A 21,293-nucleotide genomic window follows, 5' to 3' on the forward strand; every position below is an offset into this window, starting at 1 on the left:
TGGAAATCAAGCGGTGCCACGTGCTGCCTCGGCCGGAGCCCAGGCAGACCGTGGCACCGCGGTGGGGAGTCTGATGTGTGGTTATCGGGCAGCGGCAAGCGAGGCGCGAGCCGCATCGATGACAGCCTCGGTGGTGATCCCGAACTCGCGGAACAAGGTCTTGTAGTCGGCCGAGGCACCGAAGTGCTCGATCGACACGGCCTTGCCATAGGAGCCGAGGTGACGATGCCAGGGCATCGCGATGCCTGCCTCTACCGTGACCCTAGCGCGAACCGCAGCGGGCAGCACGCTTTCCTGATAGTCGGCATCCTGCTGCTCGAACCAATCGAGGCAGGGCACCGAGACAACGCGGGTGCCGATGCCCTCGGCCTCGAGGGCGGCGCGGGCAGCCACCGCGAGGTGCAGCTCGGAACCGGTGCCCAGCAGGACCACCTGCAGGTCCGATGCCTCGGCATCGTGCAGCACATATGCTCCGCGGGCAACTCCGGCGGCGGCCTTCTCGCTGGTCCCCTGCAGGACGGGCACGTTCTGGCGGGTCAGCGCGAGCGCGGTGGGGCCGGTGCGGTGCTCGAGAGCGGCCTTCCACGCGAAGCTGGTCTCGTTCGCGTCGCCGGGCCGCACCACCGACATGTTCGGGATGGCGCGAAGGGCGGCAAGATGCTCGATCGGCTGGTGGGTGGGGCCGTCCTCGCCGAGGCCGATGGAATCATGCGTCCACACGTACAGCGCGGGCACCTGCATCAGCGCGGCGAGCCGCACGGCGGGGCGCATGTAGTCGCTGAACACGAGGAAGGTGCCACCGTAGGCGCGGGTGGGCCCGTGCAGCACGATGCCATTGAGGATCGATCCCATCGCGTGCTCGCGCACTCCGAAGTGAAGGGTGCGGCCGAACGGCTGCGCCTTCCAATGGCTGGTGGAGATGCTCTCCGGGCCGAACGAGGGCGAGCCGGGGATGGTCGTGTTGTTCGACTCGGCGAGGTCCGCGGAGCCGCCCCACAGCTCGGGGAGGATCGGGCCGAGCGCTGCGAGGACCTTGCCGGAGGCCTTGCGGGTGGCAATGCCAGCCTCGTCGGGCTCCCAGGTCGGCAGGTGCGATTCCCAGCCCTCGGGGAAGCGACCGGCATGCAGCCGGTCGAAGAGATCCTTGGCCTCGCTGTTCGCGGCGGCCCACGCATCGAACTGCTGCTGCCACTCGGTGTGGGCCTGCTGCCCGCGCTTGACCACCTCGCGGGCGTGATCGATCACCGCGGGATCCACGTCGAAGCTCGCCTCGGGATCGAAGCCGAGCGCCGTCTTGACCGCTGCGACCTCGTCCGCGCCGAGGGCGGCACCGTGGGACGCGCCCGTGTTCATCTTGTTCGGCGCGGGGTAGCCGATGATGGTGCGCAGGATGATGATGGACGGCTTGTCGGTGATCTGCTGCGCGCGCTCGACCGCCTCGAGGATGCCGGTGACGTTCTCGCCGCCCTGGACCTGCTCGACGTGCCAGTCGTAGGCCTCGTAGCGCTTGGCCACATCCTCGCCGAGCGCGATGGCGGTGTCATCCTCGATCGAGATCTCGTTGGCGTCGTAGAACACGATCAGGTTGCCGAGCTGCTGGACGCCCGCGAGCGAGGAAGCCTCGGAGGTGACGCCTTCCTCGATGTCGCCATCGGAGGCGATAACGTAGACGTTGTGATCGAAAAGGCTCTCGCCGACCGGGGTGGACGGATCGAGCATGCCGTGCTCGCGACGAGCCGCCATGGCCATGCCCACGGCGGACGCGAGGCCCTGGCCGAGCGGGCCGGTGGTGATCTCGACTCCCGCGGTGTGCCCGTGCTCCGGGTGGCCGGGGGTGAGGCTTCCCCACTTGCGCAGCTGCTTGAGGTCATCGAGCTCGAGGCCGTAGCCCGAGAGATACAGCTGGATGTATTGGGTGAGGCTCGAATGACCGCAGGAAAGGACAAACCGGTCGCGGCCGACCCACTCGGGGTCGGTCGGGTCATGACGCATGATCCGCTGGTACAGGACATAGGCAAGCGGGGCGAGGCTCATGGCGGTGCCGGGGTGCCCGCTCCCGCAGTGCTGCACGGCGTCGGCTGCCAGCACCCGGATCGTGTCGACGGCACGAGTGTCGAGCTCGGTCCAGTCATCAGGTAGGTGAGGGGTTGTCAAGGTGCGGATCTCGTCTGCTGCCGACACTGGTTGGCTTCTCCTGGAATGCTGGAACAGTTGTGGACCGATGGTATCCCTGCTCAATGGTGCCATCCCCGCCACCCTAGCGGCGAATCCCGAGCCAGCGAGTCGCGGGACAGGATCATGGGATACCGTGATTCGGCAGGTTCGACCGCTCCGACTACCATCATGGTCTGTAGGCACCGGAACGAAACGAGGATCCTGGCGAGCGGCCCCTGCGCGCGGGCACGCCATCACGCAATGTGAGTCCAGGTATCGCTAGGAGACAAAGTGCGGATGAGGGCGCAAGCAGGCAACGGGCATGGCTTCGCCCAGAGCGCGCACGAGGCACCCGGAGAATCGGGCTCCGACCACGCCGGGGCGCCTCGCGGCATGCTTGGCCAGGCTCGCAGCAAGGTCATGGCCTACGTGGCGCTGACCAAGCCGCGCGTAATCGAGCTCCTTCTCGTCACGACCATCCCGGCGATGCTGCTCGCCTCTCGCGGCACCGTTGATCCTTTGCTGATCCTCGCCACGCTGTTCGGCGGAACGATGGCAGCAGCGAGCGCCAACAGCCTCAACTGCGTGGTCGACGCCGACATCGACAAGGTGATGAAGCGGACCGCCCGGCGGCCCCTGGCCCGCGATGCGGTCCCCACCTCCCACGCCCTGGTATTCGGCCTGTTGCTTGGCGTGGGATCCTTCGCGTGGCTCTGGTGGGCCACCAATCTGCTCGCGGGCGTGCTCGCGGTCGCGACGATCCTGTTCTACATCTTCATCTACACGATGATCCTCAAGCGCCGTACGTCGCAGAACATCGTGTGGGGCGGCGCCGCCGGGTGCATGCCCGTCATGATCGGCTGGGCCGCTTCCACCGGCACCCTCGAATGGCCCGCCCTCGTCATGTTCCTCATCGTGTTCTTCTGGACGCCACCGCACACCTGGGCGCTCGCGATGCGCTACAAGGAGGACTACCGCGTCGCCGGGGTGCCCATGCTGCCCGTCGTCATGGACGAGGCCGGGGTGACCAAGCGGATCGTGCTCTACACCTGGGCGACCGTGCTGACCACGCTGGTGCTGGCATGGTGGACCGGTGTGATCTACGCGATCGCGGCGCTCGTCGTGGGAATCTGGTTCCTCGTGATGGCCCACCGCCTCTACGCGGGCGTCAAGGCAGGCGAGCCGGTCAAGCCCCTCAAGCTCTTCCTCATGTCGAACAATTATCTCGCGGCCGTGTTCTTTGCCCTCGCCGTGGACTCCGTGCTGGGCTTCGCCACCATGAGCGAGCTCCTCACCGGATAGCTCGCGACGGCCGGGACGGCCGGAGTGGCCGGGACGGCCGGGGTGGCCGCAAACGCGATAGAAGATGCTGATTTGGCCGAGTATTTTCTATCGCGTTTGACCGTTTCCGGTGCTTTTGCCTGCGCCAGGCCACCGCGGCGCCTTTCCGCCAGGCCACCGCGGCGCCTTTCCGCCCGGCCACCGCGGCTACGGCAGCAGGACGATCGAACCTGTGGTGCGCCGTCCCTCGAGATCCTCGTGCGCCCGAGCCGCCTCCGCGAGGGGATAGGTCGCGCCAACGCGGGGCGCCAGGGTGCCGTCCGCGATCGCGCCGAGGATCTCCCCGGCCCGCCATTCGAGCTCCTCGCGGGTGCGCAGGAAGTGCCCAAGGGAGGGGCGGGCGAGGAACACTGATCCGGCCTGATTGAGGCGCTGGGGATCGAACGGCGGGACAGGACCGCTGGCGGCGCCGAAGAGCGCGACCGTGCCGCGTATCCGCACGCTGGCGAGGCTGGCATCGAAGGTATCGCGGCCCACCCCGTCGAACACGGCATCCACACCTCGTCCGTCGGTGAGGTCGCGCACGCGCTGGGCGAGATCCGGCCCGTATCGGAGCACGTGTGCAGCACCGGCACCCCGGGAGAGCTGCTCCTTGTCGTCCGTGGAGACCGTGGTGATCACGGTCGCGCCGCGAGCGGTGGCGAGCTGGGTGAGCAGGAGGCCAACGCCACCGGCGCCGGCATGGACGAGGAGGGTCTCGCCGGCCTCGACCGGGTGCACGGAGTTGATGAGGTAATGCGCCGTCATGCCCTGCAGGAGGATCGAAGCGGCCACGGCGGGTTCCACAGCATCGGGCACGGCCACCGCGGCGCTGGCCGGGACGCGGACGAGCTCGGCGTAGCTGCCCGGTGCCGCGGCCCAGGCGACGCGGTCGCCGATGGCGAGGCCCTGCACGCCGTCAGCGACCTCGATGATGGTGCCGGTGGCCTCCGACCCCGGGATGTAGGGAAGCTCGGTGGGGTAGGTGCCAGTGCGGAAGTACACGTCGATGAAATTCACACCGATCGCGTCGGTCCGGACGAGGACCTCCCCGGAGCGCGGAGCCGGGTCAGCCAGCTCCTGATGCTCGAGGACCTCTGGACCACCGTGCCGGTTCACCTGGATTGCGCGCATGAACTGTGTTCTACACCCTTCCGGATGTCCATGCGAACGGGCCTGCCGGTAACCTGTGGCTATGAGTGAGAACCAGATTCAGGATGAGGCCACGGTGCCCGGTAGCGCGGCGTCAGCGGTGAAGGAGTTCATCGGTGCCCATGGTGGTTCCGCAAAGGCTGTGCTCCAGCCGCTAGGCCGCATAGGCGTGCGCGTGACGCTGGTGGGCGCCGACGGCATTCTCGGCGATCAGGTCGTGGCGGATATGGCGACGGCGAAGGCGCTGGTGGAACAGACCGCGGACCTCGAGGAGGCCGAGTGGGATCGTGAGCTCACCTCCGTCGCGACGCCGGCTCCCGGGCATGCGTTGCGGATGGCTGGCTGGGTGGCGAACTCCTAGTCGTCCGGCACCCGGGGAGCGCCGTCGACCGCCGCAACGGCGGCTAGGCGGGCTGCGCGATGCGTTCCCCGGTGCCGGGACGCGCGGGGAGCGGTGCCTTTCGTGCCGTCATGGTGTTCCAGAGCGCGGCGGTGGCGGCGGTGCAGAGCGCGGCACCCGCGATGTGGAACGGAATGAGCTGAGCGGGCACCTGCAGCGCGTACTGGGTTACCCCGAGCAGCGCCTGCGCGATGATCGCGAGGATGAGGATCCCGAGCGCACGGAGGACGTTCCGCGGCGCGCGGACCGCAGCGAGGCCGAAGCCAAGCCCGACGACAAGGGCGAGGTATGCCACGGTGAACTGCGAGTGGGCGTGCGCGAGGTTGACGATCTCGATCTCGAGCCGCGCTACGGAGTTGTCCCCGGCGTGCGGGCCCGCTGCGGTGACCATGGTGCCGGCAAGGAGCGTGGCGGTGAGCGCGGCGCCGGATACCGCCGTGAGCGCGCGCAACGGCCCCGGCACGACGGCCCTGTTCACACCGTCGTCGGGCTCGCCGATCTTGCCGTAGAGAATCACGGCGATCCACACCATCGCCATCGAGACGAGCAGGTGGATCGCTACGGTCCACCAGAGCAGGCCGGTGAGCACCGTGATCCCACCGATGCCGGCCTGCAGGGCAGTCGATAGCGGCATCACCCAGGCGTAGACGAGGATCTCGCGCCGGCGGTGGGCGCGCGTGACGGCGAGAACGATAGCGATCGCGACGGCCACCACGATGAAGGTGAGCAGGCGGTTGCCGAACTCGACGACCTGATGGACGGTCGCGACTTCCTCGACAGCCACAGGGGTGAACGAGCCCGGGAAGCATTGTGGCCAGGTCGGGCAGCCGAGGCCCGATGCGGTGACACGCACGATGGAGCCGGTAACGGCGATGCCTGCCTGGGTGAGGATGACGAGGATCGCGATGATCCTCTGGGCGCGCAGCGACGGCAGGGGAAGGCGCTCGACCAGGCTCAGGTATGCACGTATCACGATGACGATGGTAGAGGGTCCGGCGGGGTGATCGCCGCCTCGCCCCCAGCGGTCCAGCCCAGCTGCTCGCCTCGGGGCCAGCCGCCGGTCAGGTGAAACGGAAGGTGCGGGCGGCGCCGAGGGTGAACAGCACGGCCCAGCCGACGAGTATCAGCAAGGGGAGCGGCCCGGCCTGGCCGGTCAGGCCGCCCTGGAGAGCGGCCACGAGCGCGCCCGACGGCGTGAGCTCCGCGATGGTGGTGGCATTGCTAGCAGGGGCAGCGCTGGGGGAGATGCTCGCGGCGAGCACGATGCTACCGATGCCAGCGAGCACGAACCAGAGCAGGTTGGCGAGGGCGAGGACGATCTCGGCGCGCAGCCAGCCGCCGAGGAACAGCCCCAGCGCGGCGAAGGCGACCGTGCCGATGGCGACGGCGGGAATGCTGGCGAGCAGGTCGAGCGGGGCGGGCCGCCATCCGAGCGCGAGGGCGATCGCGCCGAGCACCACCATCTGGAGCGCCACGACGATGACGACAGCAGCGGACTTGCCTCCGATGATGGCCCAGGTGGGCAGCGGCGTCGCCCCGAGTCGCTTGAGGGCGCCGTAGCGCCTGTCGAACCCCACGGCGATGGCTTGCCCGGTGAACGCGGTGGACATGATGGCAAGGGCGAGGATGCCCGGGATGATGGCTGCGGCGCGGGGCTCGCTGACTGATCCGACGGGCAGGATGGCGAACCCGATGAGCAGGGTGATGGGGATCAGCAGGGTGAGCAGGAGCTGCTCGCCGTTGCGCAGCAGGAGCAACAGCTCGAGCCGGGCCTGGGCGGCTAGCATGGGCAGAGCCCGGGCCGCCTGGGGCGCGGGGGCGAACGTGCCGACGGGGAACCTGGCTCCCACCGAGGTGGACGGGGCAGGGGCAGCTGAAGCTGGGTTGGATCGTGCTGGGGTCGATGTCATATCAGCCTCGTAGTTCGCGTCCGGTGAGCTCGAGGAAGACATCCTCGAGCGAGCGCTGCTCGACCCTCAGGTTGGTGGCGAGCACGTTCATGCGCGCGCACCAGCTCGTGACGGTGGCGAGCACGGGCGGTGTGATGTCTCCCTCGACGAGATAGATGCCGGGGGATGGCTCGTGGCAGTGGTAGTCCTCCGGCAGGGCAGCGAGCAGCAGCAGCGTGTCGAGCCCGGGCGGGGCAGTGAACCGGAGCTGGCCATGGGCGCCCCGGCTGGTGAGCTCGCGCGGGGTTCCGCGATCGATGACGCGGCCGTGGTCGATGATGACGATGTGATCGGCGAGGTGCTCGGCCTCGTCCATCATGTGCGTGGTGAGCAGGACGGTGACGCCATCGCGGCGCAGCGCCTCGATGAGCTCCCACACCAGGCGGCGGGCCTGCGCGTCGAGCCCGGCTGTGGGCTCGTCGAGGAAGACGAGCTCGGGGCGGCCCACCAGCGCGCAGGCAAGGGCGAGGCGTTGCTGCTGCCCGCCGGAGAGGCGGCGGTAGGGCGTGCGGGCGGCGTCGGTGAGACCGAGCGTGGCGAGCAGCCAGTCCGGGTCGAGCGGGTTGCGGGTGTAGCGCGCGACGAGCCGCAGCATCTCAGCGGCCCTCGCGCCGGGGTAGGCGCCGCCGCCCTGGAGCATGACGCCGATCCGGGGAGCTAGCTCAGCCCGCTGGGTCACGGGATCAAGCCCGAGGACGCGCACTGTTCCGGAATCGGGGGCGAGGAATCCCTCGCACATCTCCACGGTGGTGGTCTTGCCAGCGCCGTTCGGCCCGAGCAGGGCGAGCACGCTGCCGCGCGGGACGGTGAGATCGAGATCGTCGACGGCCTGCGTGGCACCGAAGCTCTTGCGCGCGCCGCGCAGGGCCACGGCGGGTTCTGGGGATTCCGGTGCTGGGTGGCTCACGACGTCTCAGGTTAGGCGCTCGGGGCGGGTTTGTGGAAAACGGGCAGTGCGTCTCGCCATACCGGGCGCCTGCGCAGCACCGCGACGAGCACCCCGAGGATGAGGAGCGCGCCGAAGACTGCCTGCACGATGACCCACGGCTCGTACTCCGCCCCGTTGGGCATCAGGATGACGCTGATGATCGCGGAGATGGCGATGGCGGGGATGCGGAACACGGGCCGGGTCGCCCAGGCCGCGAGCGGGATGAGCGCCCAGAGCAGGTACCACGGCTGGACTACGGGGAACAGGAACACCATCGCCGCGAGCGAGACGCCGAGCGCGCCCACGGGATGCAGGCGGCCGGCGTGGGTGGCGAAGAGCATCCGGACCACGATGACCGCGGCGACGACCGCAGCGATGGGCCGCGTGACGTTGAGGATGGCCGTGGTGTGGTCTCCGAGCCCGAGCAGCACGCCCACCTGCCCCGTGCCGAGCCCCAGCAGGGTGGGGATGGACATCCAGCTGCGCACGGCATTGGCGGTGCCAAGCGTATTGACCCAGCCGAAGCCGAGCCCGCTCGCCAGGGACGCCGCGGCTATTCCCGCGGCCGCGAGGATGGCGAGCAACATCGCGGCCGCGGCGATGGAGCTTAATCCGCGGCCCCAGCGCCGAGCGAGGGCCATGCCGACGAAGCCGAGGGCGAGGATGGAGGGAATCTTGATGGTGGAGGACAGGACGATGATCATGCAGCCGCCGAGCAGCAGGAGCAGCGCCCGGCCGCGCAGTGGCGCCGTGCCCTCGATCGCCTTGAGGGCGACCTCGACGCCGACGACCATCATGCCGATCATCAGTGCCTCGTTGTGGACCCCGGCAACGAGATGAAAGATCAGGAGGGGGTTGGCGGCGCCGAGCCAGAGGGCGATCACGGGATCGACGCCGCACCGCCGGGCGAGCCGGGGCAGGGCCCAGATGATCATGAGGACCCCGGCGACGGCGAGCGCGCGGTGCAGCAGGATCCCGGCGACGATGTTGTAGCCGGTGATGGAGGCGATGCCCTCGCCCATCCAGAGGAAGAGGGGACCGTAGGGGGCAGGGGTCTCGCGCCAGATATTGGGCACGGTGCGGGCGAGCACGTGGTCGACGCCAAGGGCCTGGGCTGGTCCAAGGGCGTAGGGGTCGAGGCCGCGCGCGGCGATCTCGCTCTGCGCGAGGTATGAGTAGACGTCCCGGCTGAACATGGGCGGGGCGATGAGCAGCGGCGCGATCCACAGCAGCAAGGTGTGGTCGAGCTGCGGGCGGGACAGCCGGCGAGGAGCGTTGTGGGTGACGAAGTTGCCGATGACGAACCGACCGAGCATCAGCCAGGCCAGCATGACCATGGCGGTTCCGGTGATGCCGAGGGTCAGCGCCACGGCGGGCATGCGGGCGGGCAGGCCGAGGAGCCGAAGCCCGGCCACTGGGTTCTGGAGGACCGGTTGCGCGCCGGCGCCAAGCGCGGCGATCGCCATGAGGATCGCGCCCGCCGCGCCGAAGCGGCGGACGGATCGGAACTGGGCGGTCTCGGCGGCGTCAAGCGCCGGGCGGGGAGCCTCGTCGCCGTGGAGGTGGGCGAGCCGGTCGTCGAAGCGCGCGAGGCCCCGTCGCCGTGGTGGGGGCACGGGCGGCGTGGCAGGATCGTCGCGGGGCGCGGGGGTTTTCGCCGGCACAGTAGAGCAGCCTACTGGGCGCTGGGCCCCGCGTGGGCGCCCCTGGCGTGCTAAGGGTGCCCTGGGTAGACGCCTTGGTCGAATTCCGTCACACTAGTGTTGTGAAAACAATGGGAGCACTACCAGGGCAAGGACGTGGCGCGGGCAGCGCCACGAGTGCCGTGGTGTCTTCCGGCGGATTCGCGCACGAGAGCCGGACGCGGGCCGAGGTGGTCCGCCTGCTGCTCGAGCAAGGCCCCATCGCCGCGTCAGCCATTGGCGCTACCCTCGGCCTCAGCGCCGCGGGCGTGCGCCGTCACCTCGATGTACTGCTCGAGAACGGCGATGCCGAGGTCGCGGCCACCACGCGGTACCAGCAGCGCGGTCGAGGCAGGCCCGCCAAGCAGTACATGCTCTCCGCCGCGGGCCGGGAACGCCTCTCCCACGCCTACGATGATCTTGCCACCGCCGCGATGCGCGAGCTGCGCGCCGTGGGAGGCAACGAGGTCATCGAGCAGTTCGCTGATCGCCGCGTGCGGTCGATCATCGGCTCGATCAGCAATAGGGACGGTGCCGGGGCCGTGGAGGACACGGCCGGACGCATCGCCGAGGCGCTGACCGCGGCCGGCTACGCGGCATCGACGCGCCGCGTGGGCTCGGGGGTGCAGATCTGCCAGCACCATTGCCCTGTCTCGCACGTCGCGGCGGAGTTCCCCGAGCTATGCGAGGCCGAGCAGGCCGTGTTCGCCGAGGTGCTCGGCACCCACGTCCAGCGGCTCGCTACGATCGCCAACGGCGATTGCGCATGCACCACCCACGTACCCCTGCCAGCGCGCGCCAGCGATCGATCGGAGCCCGCAGGCATCGAGGAAGAGCTCGTTCACCAGACCCAGTCGAGTCCTGCTGCACAGCCCGCAGCAGGCCCCCAACGACTCCGGGAGGAGCACGCATGACCGTCACATCCGAGTCGGCCCTGCCAGATGCTGCCATCGCGCAGAAGCCTGGCCAGGAACCGATGAGCCAAGAGGACACCATCGCCTCGCTCGGCCACTACAGCTACGGCTGGTCCGATAGCGACGATGCGGGTGCCGCCGCCAAGCGTGGCCTCTCCGAGGCTGTCGTGCGCGACATCTCCTCGAAGAAGAGCGAGCCCGAGTGGATGCTCGACCTGCGCCTGAAGGCCCTGCGGATCTTCGAGCGCAAGCCGATGCCGAGCTGGGGCGCGGACGTGTCCGGCGTGCACTTCGACAACATCAAGTACTTCGTGCGCTCCACCGAGAAGCAGGCTGCTTCGTGGGAGGACCTGCCGGAGGACATCAAGAACACCTATGACCGGCTCGGCATCCCCGAGGCGGAGAAGCAGCGACTGGTCTCCGGCGTCGCCGCCCAGTACGAGTCCGAGGTCGTCTACCACCAGATCCGCGAGGACCTCGAGCAGCAGGGCGTCATCTTCATGGACACCGACACCGGGCTCCGCGAGCATCCGGAGCTGTTCCGCGAGTACTTCGGCTCGGTCATCCCGGCCGGTGACAACAAGTTCTCCGCGCTCAACTCCTCGGTGTGGTCGGGTGGCTCCTTCATCTATGTGCCGCCGGGCGTGCATGTGGACATCCCGCTGCAGGCATACTTCCGCATCAACACCGAGAACATGGGCCAGTTCGAGCGGACGCTGATCATCGTCGACGAAGGTGCCTACGTGCACTACGTCGAGGGCTGCACCGCGCCGATCTACAAGACCGACTCCCTGCACTCCGCAGTGGTCGAGATCGTGGTGAAGAAGGGCGGCCGCTGCCGCTACACGACCATCCAGAACTGGTCGAACAACGTCTACAACCTCGTCACCAAGCGCGCCAAGGCCGAGGCGGGCGCGACCATGGAGTGGATCGATGGCAACATCGGCTCCAAGGTCACCATGAAGTACCCGGCCGTGTGGATGACCGGCGAGCACGCCAAGGGCGAGGTTCTCTCGGTGGCGTTCGCGGGCGAGGGCCAGCACCAGGACACCGGTGCGAAGATGCTGCATCTCGCGCCGCACACGTCGTCGACGATCATCAGCAAGTCCGTCGCTCGTGGTGGCGGCCGTGCCTCCTACCGCGGACTGGTGCAGGTCGCCAAGGGCGCCTATGGCTCGCGATCAACGGTCAAGTGCGATGCACTGCTCGTCGATACGATCAGCCGCTCGGACACCTACCCGTACGTCGATATCCGCGAGGATGACGTCACGATGGGCCACGAGGCGACTGTGTCGAAGGTCAGCGAGGACCAGCTCTTCTACCTCATGAGCCGCGGGCTGGACGAGGACGAGGCCATGGCACTGATCGTGCGCGGCTTCGTCGAGCCCATCGCGAAGGAGCTCCCCATGGAGTACGCGCTCGAGCTCAACCGACTGATCGAACTTCAAATGGAAGGGGCCGTGGGCTAGTGACTGCCAGTACACCCGCTGGTGCCGGAGCCGCTGGGGTCCGGGACGCTATCGCCGGGGAGAACCGCGAGGCCGCCCCGTTGACCCCTGCGGTCAACAAGGGGGAGCTCTTCGCCTCCTTCGACGTCAACGCCTTCGAGATCCCCTCGGGGCGCGATGAGATCTGGCGCTTCACGCCGATGCGCCGGCTCCGCGGCCTGCACAACCGAACCGATGCCGCTGACGGCCGGGTCGGCATCGACGTCACTGGCGTCGAGGGCATCACCGTGGAGACGGTCGGCCGCGATGACCAGCGGCTCGGCGAGGCAGGAACGCCTGCCGACCGGGTCGCCGCGCAGGCCTACTCATCGTTCACCGAGGCCACGATCGTGACCGTCCGCAAGGAGCAGGAGCTCCCGGATCCGGTCACGATCACCCTCAACGGTCCCGGCGAGGGCAAGACCGCGTACACGCACATCCAGGTCCGTGTCGAGCCATTCGCGCGCGCCACCCTGGTGCTCGACCATCACGGCAGCGGCATCATGGCCGACAACGTCGAGATCATCGTCGGTGACAGCGCCAAGCTGTCCGTCGTCACCGTGCAGGACTGGGCCGAGGATGCCGTGCACGTCCGCACCGAGCACCTCCAGGTGGGCCGCGATGCCGAGCTGCGCCACTTCGCGGTGAGCCTCGGCGGTGAGCTTTCCCGCGTGACGAGCAACGTGCGCTACGCCGGACCAGGCGGCAATGCCGAGCTGCTCGGCCTGTACTTCGCCGACGCCGGCCAGCACATCGAGCATCGCCTTCTCGTGGACCACGCGGTGCCGCATTGCAAGTCCAACGTCGTCTACAAGGGCGCGCTGCAGGGCGATGCCGGCCTCGGCAAGGGCGATGCCCACACGGTGTGGATCGGCGATGTGCTCATCCGCGCTGCCGCGGAGGGGACCGACACCTTCGAGCTGAACCGCAACCTCATCCTCACCGATGGAGCGCGCGCCGACTCGGTGCCCAACCTCGAGATCGAGACGGGCGAGATCCTCGGAGCTGGCCATGCCAGCGCCACCGGGCGGTTCGACGACGAGCAACTGTTCTACCTGCTCTCCCGCGGCATCCCGGAGGACACGGCCCGACGACTCGTCGTGCGGGGCTTCTTCCATGAGCTCATCAACCGCATCACCATCCCGGAGCTTCGCGAGCGCATCGACGCCGCCATCGAGGCCGAGCTCGCGGCCGTCGGTGCCTGACGCCAGCCCAAGAACTCATTCAGCGCAAAAGGAAACACATGTCGACTCTGGAAATCCGTGATCTCCACGTAGAGATCAACACCGGCGAGGCCGAGCCCATCAAGATCCTCAACGGCGTGAACCTGACCATCAAGTCGGGCGAGACCCACGCCATCATGGGACCCAACGGCTCGGGCAAGTCCACCCTGTCCTACGCGATCGCAGGCCACCCCAAGTACACCATCGTCCAGGGCAGCATCACCCTCGATGGCAAGGATGTCCTCGAGATGAGCGTGGACGAGCGGGCCCGTGCCGGGCTGTTCCTCGCCATGCAGTACCCCGTCGAGGTGCCGGGCGTGTCCATGTCGAACTTCCTCCGCACCGCCGCCACCGCGGTCCGTGGCGAGGCCCCCAAGCTGCGCCACTGGGTCAAGGAGGTCAAGGAAACGATGAACGAGCTCGACATCGACAAGTCCTTCGCCGAGCGCTCGGTCAACGAGGGATTCTCCGGCGGCGAGAAGAAGCGCCACGAGATCCTCCAGCTGACGGTGCTCAAGCCCAAGATCGCCATCCTCGACGAGACCGACTCCGGCCTCGACGTCGATGCCCTGCGCGTGGTCTCCGAGGGCGTCAACCGCTACAAGGAGCGCGAGAACGGTGGCATCCTGCTGATCACCCACTACTCGCGCATCCTCCGCTACGTGCAGCCTGACTTCGTGCACGTGTTCGCGGCGGGCAAGATCGTCGAGTCCGGCGGTCCCGAGCTTGCCGACGAGCTCGAGCGGGACGGATACGAGCGGTTCACCCGAGCGGCGGTCTGAGCATGACGGCATCGGCGGTGCGGCCCGCGGCGCTCGATGTCGCCGCGATCCGCGCGGACTTCCCCATCCTGCACCGCACGGTGCGGGACGGGAAACCGCTCGTCTATCTCGATTCCGGGGCCACCTCGCAGCGCCCGCTGCACGTGCTCGACGCGGAGCGTGAGTTCCTCACTACCTCGAACGCGGCGGTGCATCGCGGCGCGCACCAGCTCGCCGAGGAAGCCACCGACGCCTACGAGGGCGCACGCGCGCTGATCGCGGAGTTCGTGGGCGCGCGCGACAACGAGATCGTCTTCACCAAGAACGCCACCGAGGCTCTGAACCTCGTTACCCATGTGCTTGGGGACGATCGCTTCCCGCATGCGGTGGGCGAGGGCGATGAGATCGTCATCACCGAGCTCGAGCACCACGCGAACCTCGTGCCCTGGCAGGAGCTGTGCCGCCGCACGGGCGCGACGCTGCGCTGGTACGGCGTCACCGACGATGGTCGTATCGACCTCGACTCCCTCGAGCTGACCGAGCGCACCAAGGTGGTGTCCTTCACCCATCAGTCGAACGTCACCGGGGCCATCAGCCCCGTCGAGGAGCTGGTGTCCCGCGCTCGCGCGGTCGGCGCGCTCGTGGTTCTCGATGCTTGCCAGTCGGTGCCGCACATGTCCGTGGATTTCCCCGCGCTCGACGTCGACCTCGCCGCGTTCTCCGGGCACAAGATGCTCGGGCCGTCCGGTGTGGGAGTGCTGTACGGAAAGGCTGACCTGCTCGATAGCATGCCACCGTTCATCACGGGTGGCTCGATGATCGAGATGGTCCGCATGGACGCCAGCACCTACGCGCCGCCGCCGCAACGCTTCGAGGCGGGCGTGCCCATGACCTCGCAGGTCGTAGGCCTCGGGGCGGCCGTCGATTACCTCCAGCGCATCGGCATGGACGCGATCACCTCGCACGAGCACCAGCTCACCGCCGCAGCGCTTGATGCGCTCGGCAACATCGAGGGCGTGCGGATCGTCGGCCCGCGCGAAGCCACTCGACGTGGCGCTGCGGTGTCCTTCGTCGTGGACGGGATCCATGCGCATGATCTCGGCCAGGTCCTCGACGACGATGGCGTAGCGGTGCGGGTCGGCCACCACTGCGCCTGGCCGCTGCACCAGCGCTACGGGATCGCCGCGACCGCCCGCGCCTCGTTCTACTTGTACAACACGCTCGACGAGGTCGAGGCCCTCGCTGCCGCGATCCGCCGGGCCCAGCGATTCTTCGGGACGGCTTCATGAGGCTCGAGCAGATGTACCAGGAAGTGATCCTGGACCACTACAAGCATCCGCACCATCGTGGGCTGCGCGAGCCCTACGGCGCCGAGGTGCACCACGTCAACCCGACTTGCGGCGACGAGATCACCCTGCGCGTGCACCTCGCCGACGGCGTCGTCGCCGACATCTCCTACGACGGGCAGGGCTGCTCCATCAGCCAGGCCTCCACCTCGGTGCTCACCGACCAGCTCATCGGGCAGCCGATCGACGAGGCCATGCGCATCGTCGACGCCTACCAGGAGATGGTCGGCAGCCGCGGCACCGTGGAGGGCGACGAGGAACTGCTCGGGGACGGCATCGCCTTCGCTGGCGTGGCCAAGTACCCCGCCCGTGTGAAGTGCGCGTTGCTCGGATGGATGGCATTCAAGGACGCCGTTGTTCGCATCGATAACACCGCTTCGACCAAGGAACTGCACGCATGAGCGAGAACGAAACTCCCACCCCTGCCACTGATGAACTGGCTGCCGATGAGGCTCCCGCCGAGGAGACGGCCGCCGCTGATGAAGCCGTGAACGTCGCGGACGACGCGTTCCTCGCCGACCTCGAGGAAGCGATGCGCGACGTCGTGGACCCCGAGCTCGGCATCAACGTCGTCGACCTCGGACTTGTCTACGGCATTACCGTTGACGAGGAGAACGTCGCCACCCTCAACATGACCCTCACCTCCGCGGCCTGCCCGCTCACCGACGTGATCGAGGAGCAGTCACGGTCCGCGCTGATCAAGAGCGGCCTCGTCGAGGAGCTCAAGATCAACTGGGTGTGGATGCCACCGTGGGGGCCGGAGAAGATCACCGACGATGGCCGCGAGCAACTGCGGGCGCTGGGCTTCACCGTCTAGTTCTGCCCGGTCTGAGCACGCCGCGGCGCCGGACCTTGGAACAGCAACCGCAAACGCGATAGAAGCCCTCGTGGAAACCACGTGGTTTCTATCGCGTTTGGCTGTTTCTAGTGCTTTTGGCGCCGCGCTCGCGAGCCTCGCCGCGCCTACCGCCGCCAACGCTAGCGATAGGCGAGCACCGATCGTGCGAGCCGGGCCTGCGTGCCGGGTGGCACCCGCGTGAACAGGGCGGTCATTGCCCGGGTCATGCCGGTGAGATCAGCGCGGCCCGAGAGGTACGCGCGCTGGTGCTCGATCGGTAGCTCGAAGAACACGTCGAAGAACGCGACCAGCTCGCGTGGAGGAAGCGCGAGGAGGCTCGCGAGCCCCTTGGACCGGAGCGCCGCGACAGCCCGGGCTCGCCACGGGTGCAGCGCCCGCCACGGATCGGACCTCTCGAGCAGCGACCTGGTCACCACATCGGCGGCTTGCACGCTCTCGGCCACGCTGTAGCCCGTGGCCGGATGCCCGAGACGACCGCGTGAGCCAAACCCGAGCACCCCTTGCGGGACGAGGCCACGGCCCGGCTGCAAGGGGAATCGCACAGTCTCGGTGGGTTCCGTGCCATCAAGGCCGATGCCGTGCCCCGCGAGGCGATCCTGGAGGCGCTGGCGCAGCTCGCTGATACCGAGCGCGGGCCGCCCCGCTAGGCACGTCTCCTCGAGCAACCAGCGGCCCCCGCCCACGGGCACGGCATAGAGGAACGATGGCGCGCCAGCGATCCGCTGCCCGGGGTCGCGCCAATCCATGAACAGCGCCGTCGCGCCATCCAGCAGAGGCTTGGCGGTCGCGGCGGGCACGAGCAGGCCATACGCGGTTTGTTCCGCGGCCCGGGGGGAGCGCGGGATGCCGCGCGCGTCCACCACCACACGCGCGCGGACCTGTTGGCCGGTGCCGAGCTGGGCTCCACGGCGATGGAGCTGGTGGATGGTGCCCCGGATCACGGTGGTGCTGTCGAGCGCGAGGTGCTGTTGCAGCGCGGGCGTATCCAATACGGCGTATGTCCGGTCGATCGTGTGCTGCCGATGTCCCCAGGCAACGGGCTGCGGGGCCCGCGCCGCGATGGCTGTCCGTGGAAGCCATGACGGCAGCTCGTCGAGCCACGCCCCGTACGTCGCGGTCCAAGCCCGCTCGGGGTTCCGATCGATGGCCACCACGGAGAGGCCCGCCATCGAGGCGCGGTGCGCGAGGGCTCGCCCAGCGGGGCCGAGGCCAGCGACGAGGAGGTCAGCGATCACGTGCGGTCCACCGGGCGCAGTGCTGCTGCTAGAGCCCACCGGTGGCAAGGAGGCCGCCATCGACGCGTAGCGTCTCTCCAGTGATCCAGGACGCGTCATCGGAGAGCAGGAACGCCGCGGCGCGGGCGATGTCCTCGGGCGTGCCCAGCCTCTTCAGCGGGTATCCAGCGGCAGCCTTGTCCTCGCCGGACGCATAGAGCGCCTCGGCGAACTGCGTCTTGACCACTCCGGGCGCGATCGCATTGACGCGGATGCTGGGGCCGAGCTGCCAGGCCAGCTCCTCGGTGAGACGGATCAGCGCCGCCTTGGAGGCGCCGTAGGCCGAGATCACGCCGGTGGATCGCAGGCCCGCCACGCTGGCGATGTTGAGGATCGATCCGCCATGCTCGCCCATCCATGCCGCGTGCGCCTCCTGGACAAAACCGAGAGCGGCGACGACGTTCACATCAAAGATCTTCGACACCGCGGCGAGATCCGCATCGATCAAGGAGCCGTAGACCGGATTGATGCCGGTGTTGTTGACCAGGATGTCGAGGGTGCCGAAGCGGTCGAGCGTGGCGGCGACCACGCCGTGCCGTGATTCGAGGTCCCCGGTGTTGCTGGGGAAGGCGACGACCCCGGCCTGGCCCGCGACCTCGGCGAGCTCGTGGGCGGTCTCCTCGAGCGGCCCAGGCTTGCGCGCGGTGATGGCGACGTTGGCGCCGCGCCGGAGCAGCTCGGCGGCGATGGCCTTGCCGATGCCCCGGCTCGCGCCCGTGATGAGTGCGGTGCGGCCAGCGAGATCGAGAGTGGTCATCCCACCACCGTAGCGGTGCGGGCGCGTTGCCCGGCAATCGGCGGCCTGCTCGAGTCGCGCTCGTCGCCATGACGTGTGGTTTTCGTGACATCGCGTCCTGGCGCGCGAACCGGTAGAGTCATGGGTTGATATCGCACGGGCTTGCCGCGTGGTGTTCCGCGATGCAAGCCCGGTTCCGCCGGAGCCCCTGACGGGTGCTGGCCGCTCTGGCCTGGCGCTCGAAGGACACGGTGCGTGCCGCGCGTCCGATGGCGGCCTGCGGGCCATGATGGTCATCCGCGCTTGCACCGGGGGCAGGTACCTGCTGATCGCGTGACGCGTGGACGCGGACCTGGCGATGGTCACGATGCCTGAGGTCTTGTTGTCGAGCTGTTTGGAGTTCATGTGATTACCGCTTCTGATCTGGAAGTCCGGGCCGGGGTGCGCACCTTGCTGAGCGCACCTGGCCCGGCGTTGCGGGTCCAGCCGGGTGATCGCATCGGACTCGTGGGCCGCAATGGCGCGGGCAAGACCACCACGCTGCGCATCCTCGCCGGGGAGGGCGAGCCCTACGCAGGGTCCGTATCGCGCTCCAGCGAGGTGGGCTACCTGCCGCAGGATCCGCGCGAGGGCGATCTCGAGGTGCTGGCGAAGAACCGGGTGCTGTCCGCGCGGGGGCTCGACACGCTGCTCGCGAAGATGGAGAAGCTGCAGGTGCAGATGGCGGAGCTGGGCGATGTCGCCGAGCGCGACAAGGCCATCCGCAAGTACGGCAACCTGGAGGACCGGTTCTCCTCGCTGGGTGGCTACGCCGCCGAGAGCGAGGCGGCGCGGATCTGCAACGCGCTGGGCCTGGAGGATCGCATCCTCGAGCAGCCATTGCGGACGTTGTCGGGTGGCCAGCGGCGGCGCGTGGAGCTCGCGCGGATCCTGTTCTCCGCCTCGGATGGCGCGGGCGGCAAGTCCGGCACGACGTTGCTTCTCGATGAGCCGACTAACCACCTTGATGCGGACTCGATCACCTGGCTGCGGGGATTCCTGCAGAACCATGATGGCGGGCTCATCGTGATCTCCCACGATGTGGATCTGCTCGATGATGTGGTGAACAAGGTGTGGTTCCTCGACGCGGTGCGCGGCGAGGCCGATGTGTACAACATGACCTGGAAGCGCTACCTCGACGCGCGCGCGACCGATGAGGCACGGCGTCGCCGGGAGCGGGCCAACGCGGAGAAGAAGGTAGCCGCGTTGAAGGTCCAGGCGGACAAGCTCGGCGCGAAGGCCACGAAGGCTGCCGCGGCGAAGAACATGATGCGTCGCGCGGACCGGATGATGGCGGAGCTCGACGATGAGCGCGTGGCTGACAAGGTGGCGCGGATCAAGTTCCCGTCGCCCGCGTCGTGCGGGCGCACTCCTCTGCACGCGACCGGCGTATCGAAGTCCTACGGCTCGCTGGAGGTTTTCACCGGCGTCGATTGCGCGATCGACAAGGGCAGCCGTGTGGTGATCCTGGGCCTCAATGGCGCGGGCAAGACCACGCTGCTGCGCATCCTTGCGGGCGTCGAGACTCCGGACACTGGGGAGATCGAGCCGGGGCGGGGGCTCAAGCGGGGCTACTTCGCGCAGGAGCATGACACGCTCGATGATGCTGCCTCGGTGTGGGACAACATTCGCCATGCGTCGCCGGACGCGGGGGAGCAGGAGCTGCGCAGCCTGCTGGGCGCCTTCATGTTCACTGGCCCGCAGCTCGAGCAGCCCGCGGGCACCTTGTCGGGCGGCGAGAAGACGCGCCTCGCGCTCGCGGGGCTCGTGTCCTCGGCGGCGAACGTGCTGCTGCTCGATGAGCCGACGAACAACCTGGATCCGGTCTCGCGCGAGCAGGTGCTCGACGCGCTGCGCACCTACGAGGGCGCGGTGGTGCTGGTGACACATGATCCGGGCGCGGCGGAGGCGTTGAACCCGGAGCGGGTGATCATGCTTCCCGATGGCGCGGAGGATCATTGGTCCGAGGAATACCTGGAGCTGATCTCGCTGGCATGATCCCGTTGGCATGATCCCGTGGGCACGGCTGCCCGTGCCACCCTGGTGGTCGGTCAAAGGTGGTGCCGCGCAGGTTGAGCCCTTGTGCCTGTGGATAGTTGACCCGCGATTGTCTACGCTGAAGTTTATCAGTGATTTACCTGCGTGTATGCGGGTGAACCGCACGGTGCCGAGCTCAATGGAGGTCGAGGAGATGGCAGCATCAGCGGGGATCAGCAAAGGGGCGCGGATAACCGGGGAATCGCGGGATGTGATCCGTTCGGAGATACGTGAGCGCTACGAGTCCGGGGCGAGCATCCGTTCGCTCGCCGAATCACTCGGGCGCAGCTATGGATTCGTCCACAAGATGCTCGTGGAATCGGATGTGCCGCTGCGCGGGCGCGGCGGCGCCAACCGTCGCAAGCGCACCGCCTAGTCCGCCACCTGGCCGCCCGAGGGCTTGCGGCGGACAGAATCCTCGACGAGATCGAGCACCGCGTCGAGATGCGTGGTTGCCTGGCCAGAGGCCACATGCGCGACGAGGCCATCAAGGACCAGGTCGAGATAGTGCAGCAGGACCGCCGTCGGGATGTCATCCCGGATGCGGCCCTTTGCGCGCTGCCGCTCGAGCCGCAGCGTGGCCGCTTCGGTGAGCTCAGCGGCCTGCTTGGCCCACTCGCGGCGGAAATCGGGATCGGTGCGCAGGCGGCGCGTGATCTCGAGGCGCGTGCCGAGCCAGTCGAACTCCTCCGGGTGGGTGAGCAGGTTGCGCATCACCTGGACGAGGCCCTGCTCCGCGGCCGTATCGGCCATGCGCTGGGAATCCTCGTGGGCGAGCGCGAGGAACAGGGCGTCCTTGTCGCGGAAGTGGTGGAAGATCGCACCACGGGACAGCCCCGTGGTCTCCTCGAGCCTGCGGACGGTGGCGCCCTCGTAGCCGAACTTGGCGAAGCACTGGCGGGCTCCGTCGAGGATCTGGGCCCGCCGGGCAGCGAGGTGGACTTCACTGACTCTGGGCACGACTGCTAGCCCTTCGATCGTCGCGGTGGGGCCGCGAAGGGCCCGGGTCGAACCGATGCGTGGATCGGTTGC

At 68.4% G+C, this 21,293-nt stretch carries 20 protein-coding genes; 11 read left to right on the plus strand and 9 right to left on the minus strand.

Annotated elements, in window-relative coordinates; genetic code table 11:
- Positions 1-81: 81 nt before the first annotated feature.
- A complete protein-coding gene (gene tkt / locus QC765_RS03605; protein ID WP_278313040.1) occupies positions 82-2,181 on the minus strand; it encodes a transketolase in 2,100 nt (699 codons plus the stop codon).
- 366 nt (positions 2,182-2,547) lie between these two features.
- On the opposite strand from tkt, the gene QC765_RS03610 reads away from it, so the two are divergent.
- Positions 2,548-3,456, plus strand: a complete 909-nt coding sequence (locus QC765_RS03610; protein ID WP_278313134.1) for a heme o synthase — start codon at positions 2,548-2,550, stop codon at positions 3,454-3,456.
- A 186-nt stretch (positions 3,457-3,642) separates the two neighbouring features.
- Here QC765_RS03610 and QC765_RS03615 read toward each other — a convergent pair whose 3' ends face one another.
- Positions 3,643-4,608 (minus strand): quinone oxidoreductase family protein, encoded by a 966-nt coding sequence (locus tag QC765_RS03615; RefSeq protein ID WP_278313041.1) that lies wholly within the window; start codon positions 4,606-4,608, stop codon positions 3,643-3,645.
- Positions 4,609-4,684: 76 nt separating this feature from the next.
- On the opposite strand from QC765_RS03615, the gene QC765_RS03620 reads away from it, so the two are divergent.
- On the plus strand, positions 4,685-4,987 hold the full coding sequence (locus tag QC765_RS03620; protein ID WP_278313135.1) for a hypothetical protein: 303 nt from the start codon (positions 4,685-4,687) through the stop codon (positions 4,985-4,987).
- A 43-nt stretch (positions 4,988-5,030) separates the two neighbouring features.
- Here QC765_RS03620 and QC765_RS03625 read toward each other — a convergent pair whose 3' ends face one another.
- From QC765_RS03625 to mptB, 4 genes are all read right to left on the minus strand, one after another.
- Positions 5,031-6,002, minus strand: a complete 972-nt coding sequence (locus tag QC765_RS03625) for a COX15/CtaA family protein (protein ID WP_278313136.1) — start codon at positions 6,000-6,002, stop codon at positions 5,031-5,033.
- 85 nt (positions 6,003-6,087) lie between these two features.
- Positions 6,088-6,936, minus strand: a complete 849-nt coding sequence (locus QC765_RS03630; RefSeq protein WP_278313042.1) for an ABC transporter permease — start codon at positions 6,934-6,936, stop codon at positions 6,088-6,090.
- Position 6,937: 1 nt separating this feature from the next.
- Positions 6,938-7,882, minus strand: a complete 945-nt coding sequence (locus QC765_RS03635; RefSeq protein WP_278313043.1) for an ABC transporter ATP-binding protein — start codon at positions 7,880-7,882, stop codon at positions 6,938-6,940.
- Positions 7,883-7,893: 11 nt separating this feature from the next.
- Positions 7,894-9,519, minus strand: coding sequence for a polyprenol phosphomannose-dependent alpha 1,6 mannosyltransferase MptB (gene mptB / locus QC765_RS03640; RefSeq protein WP_278313137.1), 1,626 nt, complete (start codon positions 9,517-9,519; stop codon positions 7,894-7,896).
- Between the two features lie 158 nt (positions 9,520-9,677).
- Here mptB and QC765_RS03645 point away from each other — a divergent pair, with 158 nt between their 5' ends.
- The 7 genes from QC765_RS03645 to QC765_RS03675 all read left to right on the plus strand — a co-directional run bounded on the left by QC765_RS03645 (position 9,678) and on the right by QC765_RS03675 (position 16,133).
- Positions 9,678-10,499, plus strand: a complete 822-nt coding sequence (locus QC765_RS03645) for a helix-turn-helix transcriptional regulator (RefSeq protein WP_278313044.1) — start codon at positions 9,678-9,680, stop codon at positions 10,497-10,499.
- 62 nt (positions 10,500-10,561) lie between these two features.
- Positions 10,562-11,968: a Fe-S cluster assembly protein SufB gene (gene sufB / locus QC765_RS03650; RefSeq protein WP_444979974.1), complete on the plus strand. Its 1,407-nt coding sequence runs from the start codon at positions 10,562-10,564 to the stop codon at positions 11,966-11,968.
- Positions 11,968-13,191, plus strand: a complete 1,224-nt coding sequence (gene sufD / locus QC765_RS03655; RefSeq protein WP_373876649.1) for a Fe-S cluster assembly protein SufD — start codon at positions 11,968-11,970, stop codon at positions 13,189-13,191. Before sufB ends, sufD begins: the two co-directional genes overlap by 1 nt.
- A gap of 38 nt (positions 13,192-13,229) precedes the next feature.
- Positions 13,230-13,991, plus strand: coding sequence for a Fe-S cluster assembly ATPase SufC (sufC, locus tag QC765_RS03660; RefSeq protein WP_278313046.1), 762 nt, complete (start codon positions 13,230-13,232; stop codon positions 13,989-13,991).
- 2 nt (positions 13,992-13,993) lie between these two features.
- Positions 13,994-15,259: a cysteine desulfurase gene (locus QC765_RS03665; protein ID WP_278313047.1), complete on the plus strand. Its 1,266-nt coding sequence runs from the start codon at positions 13,994-13,996 to the stop codon at positions 15,257-15,259.
- On the plus strand, positions 15,256-15,717 hold the full coding sequence (sufU, locus tag QC765_RS03670) for a Fe-S cluster assembly sulfur transfer protein SufU (RefSeq protein ID WP_278313049.1): 462 nt from the start codon (positions 15,256-15,258) through the stop codon (positions 15,715-15,717). Before QC765_RS03665 ends, sufU begins: the two co-directional genes overlap by 4 nt.
- A complete protein-coding gene (locus QC765_RS03675; protein WP_278313051.1) occupies positions 15,714-16,133 on the plus strand; it encodes a metal-sulfur cluster assembly factor in 420 nt (139 codons plus the stop codon). Before sufU ends, QC765_RS03675 begins: the two co-directional genes overlap by 4 nt.
- Before the next feature lie 161 nt (positions 16,134-16,294).
- Here QC765_RS03675 and QC765_RS03680 read toward each other — a convergent pair whose 3' ends face one another.
- The gene (locus QC765_RS03680) at positions 16,295-17,410 is read right to left on the minus strand and encodes a lycopene cyclase family protein (protein WP_278313052.1); all 1,116 of its coding nucleotides are present in this window, start codon (positions 17,408-17,410) and stop codon (positions 16,295-16,297) included.
- Positions 17,411-17,438: 28 nt separating this feature from the next.
- A complete protein-coding gene (locus QC765_RS03685) occupies positions 17,439-18,206 on the minus strand; it encodes an SDR family oxidoreductase (protein ID WP_278313053.1) in 768 nt (255 codons plus the stop codon).
- Positions 18,207-18,590: 384 nt separating this feature from the next.
- Here QC765_RS03685 and QC765_RS03690 point away from each other — a divergent pair, with 384 nt between their 5' ends.
- Both QC765_RS03690 and QC765_RS03695 read left to right on the plus strand, forming a co-directional pair.
- Positions 18,591-20,222 (plus strand): ABC-F family ATP-binding cassette domain-containing protein, encoded by a 1,632-nt coding sequence (locus QC765_RS03690; RefSeq protein WP_278313054.1) that lies wholly within the window; start codon positions 18,591-18,593, stop codon positions 20,220-20,222.
- Positions 20,223-20,415: 193 nt separating this feature from the next.
- The gene (locus QC765_RS03695; RefSeq protein ID WP_149359760.1) at positions 20,416-20,637 is read left to right on the plus strand and encodes a helix-turn-helix domain-containing protein; all 222 of its coding nucleotides are present in this window, start codon (positions 20,416-20,418) and stop codon (positions 20,635-20,637) included.
- Here the strand turns inward: QC765_RS03695 and QC765_RS03700 are convergent.
- Complete coding sequence (locus QC765_RS03700; protein ID WP_278313055.1) at positions 20,634-21,221, minus strand: TetR/AcrR family transcriptional regulator; 588 nt, start codon at positions 21,219-21,221, stop codon at positions 20,634-20,636. The genes QC765_RS03695 and QC765_RS03700 overlap by 4 nt on opposite strands.
- Between the last annotated feature and the right edge of the window lie 72 nt (positions 21,222-21,293).

Origin of the sequence: Hoyosella levis (genome assembly GCF_026008515.1) — a bacterium.
GTDB classification, from domain to species: Bacteria; Actinomycetota; Actinomycetes; order Mycobacteriales; family Mycobacteriaceae; genus Lolliginicoccus; species Lolliginicoccus levis.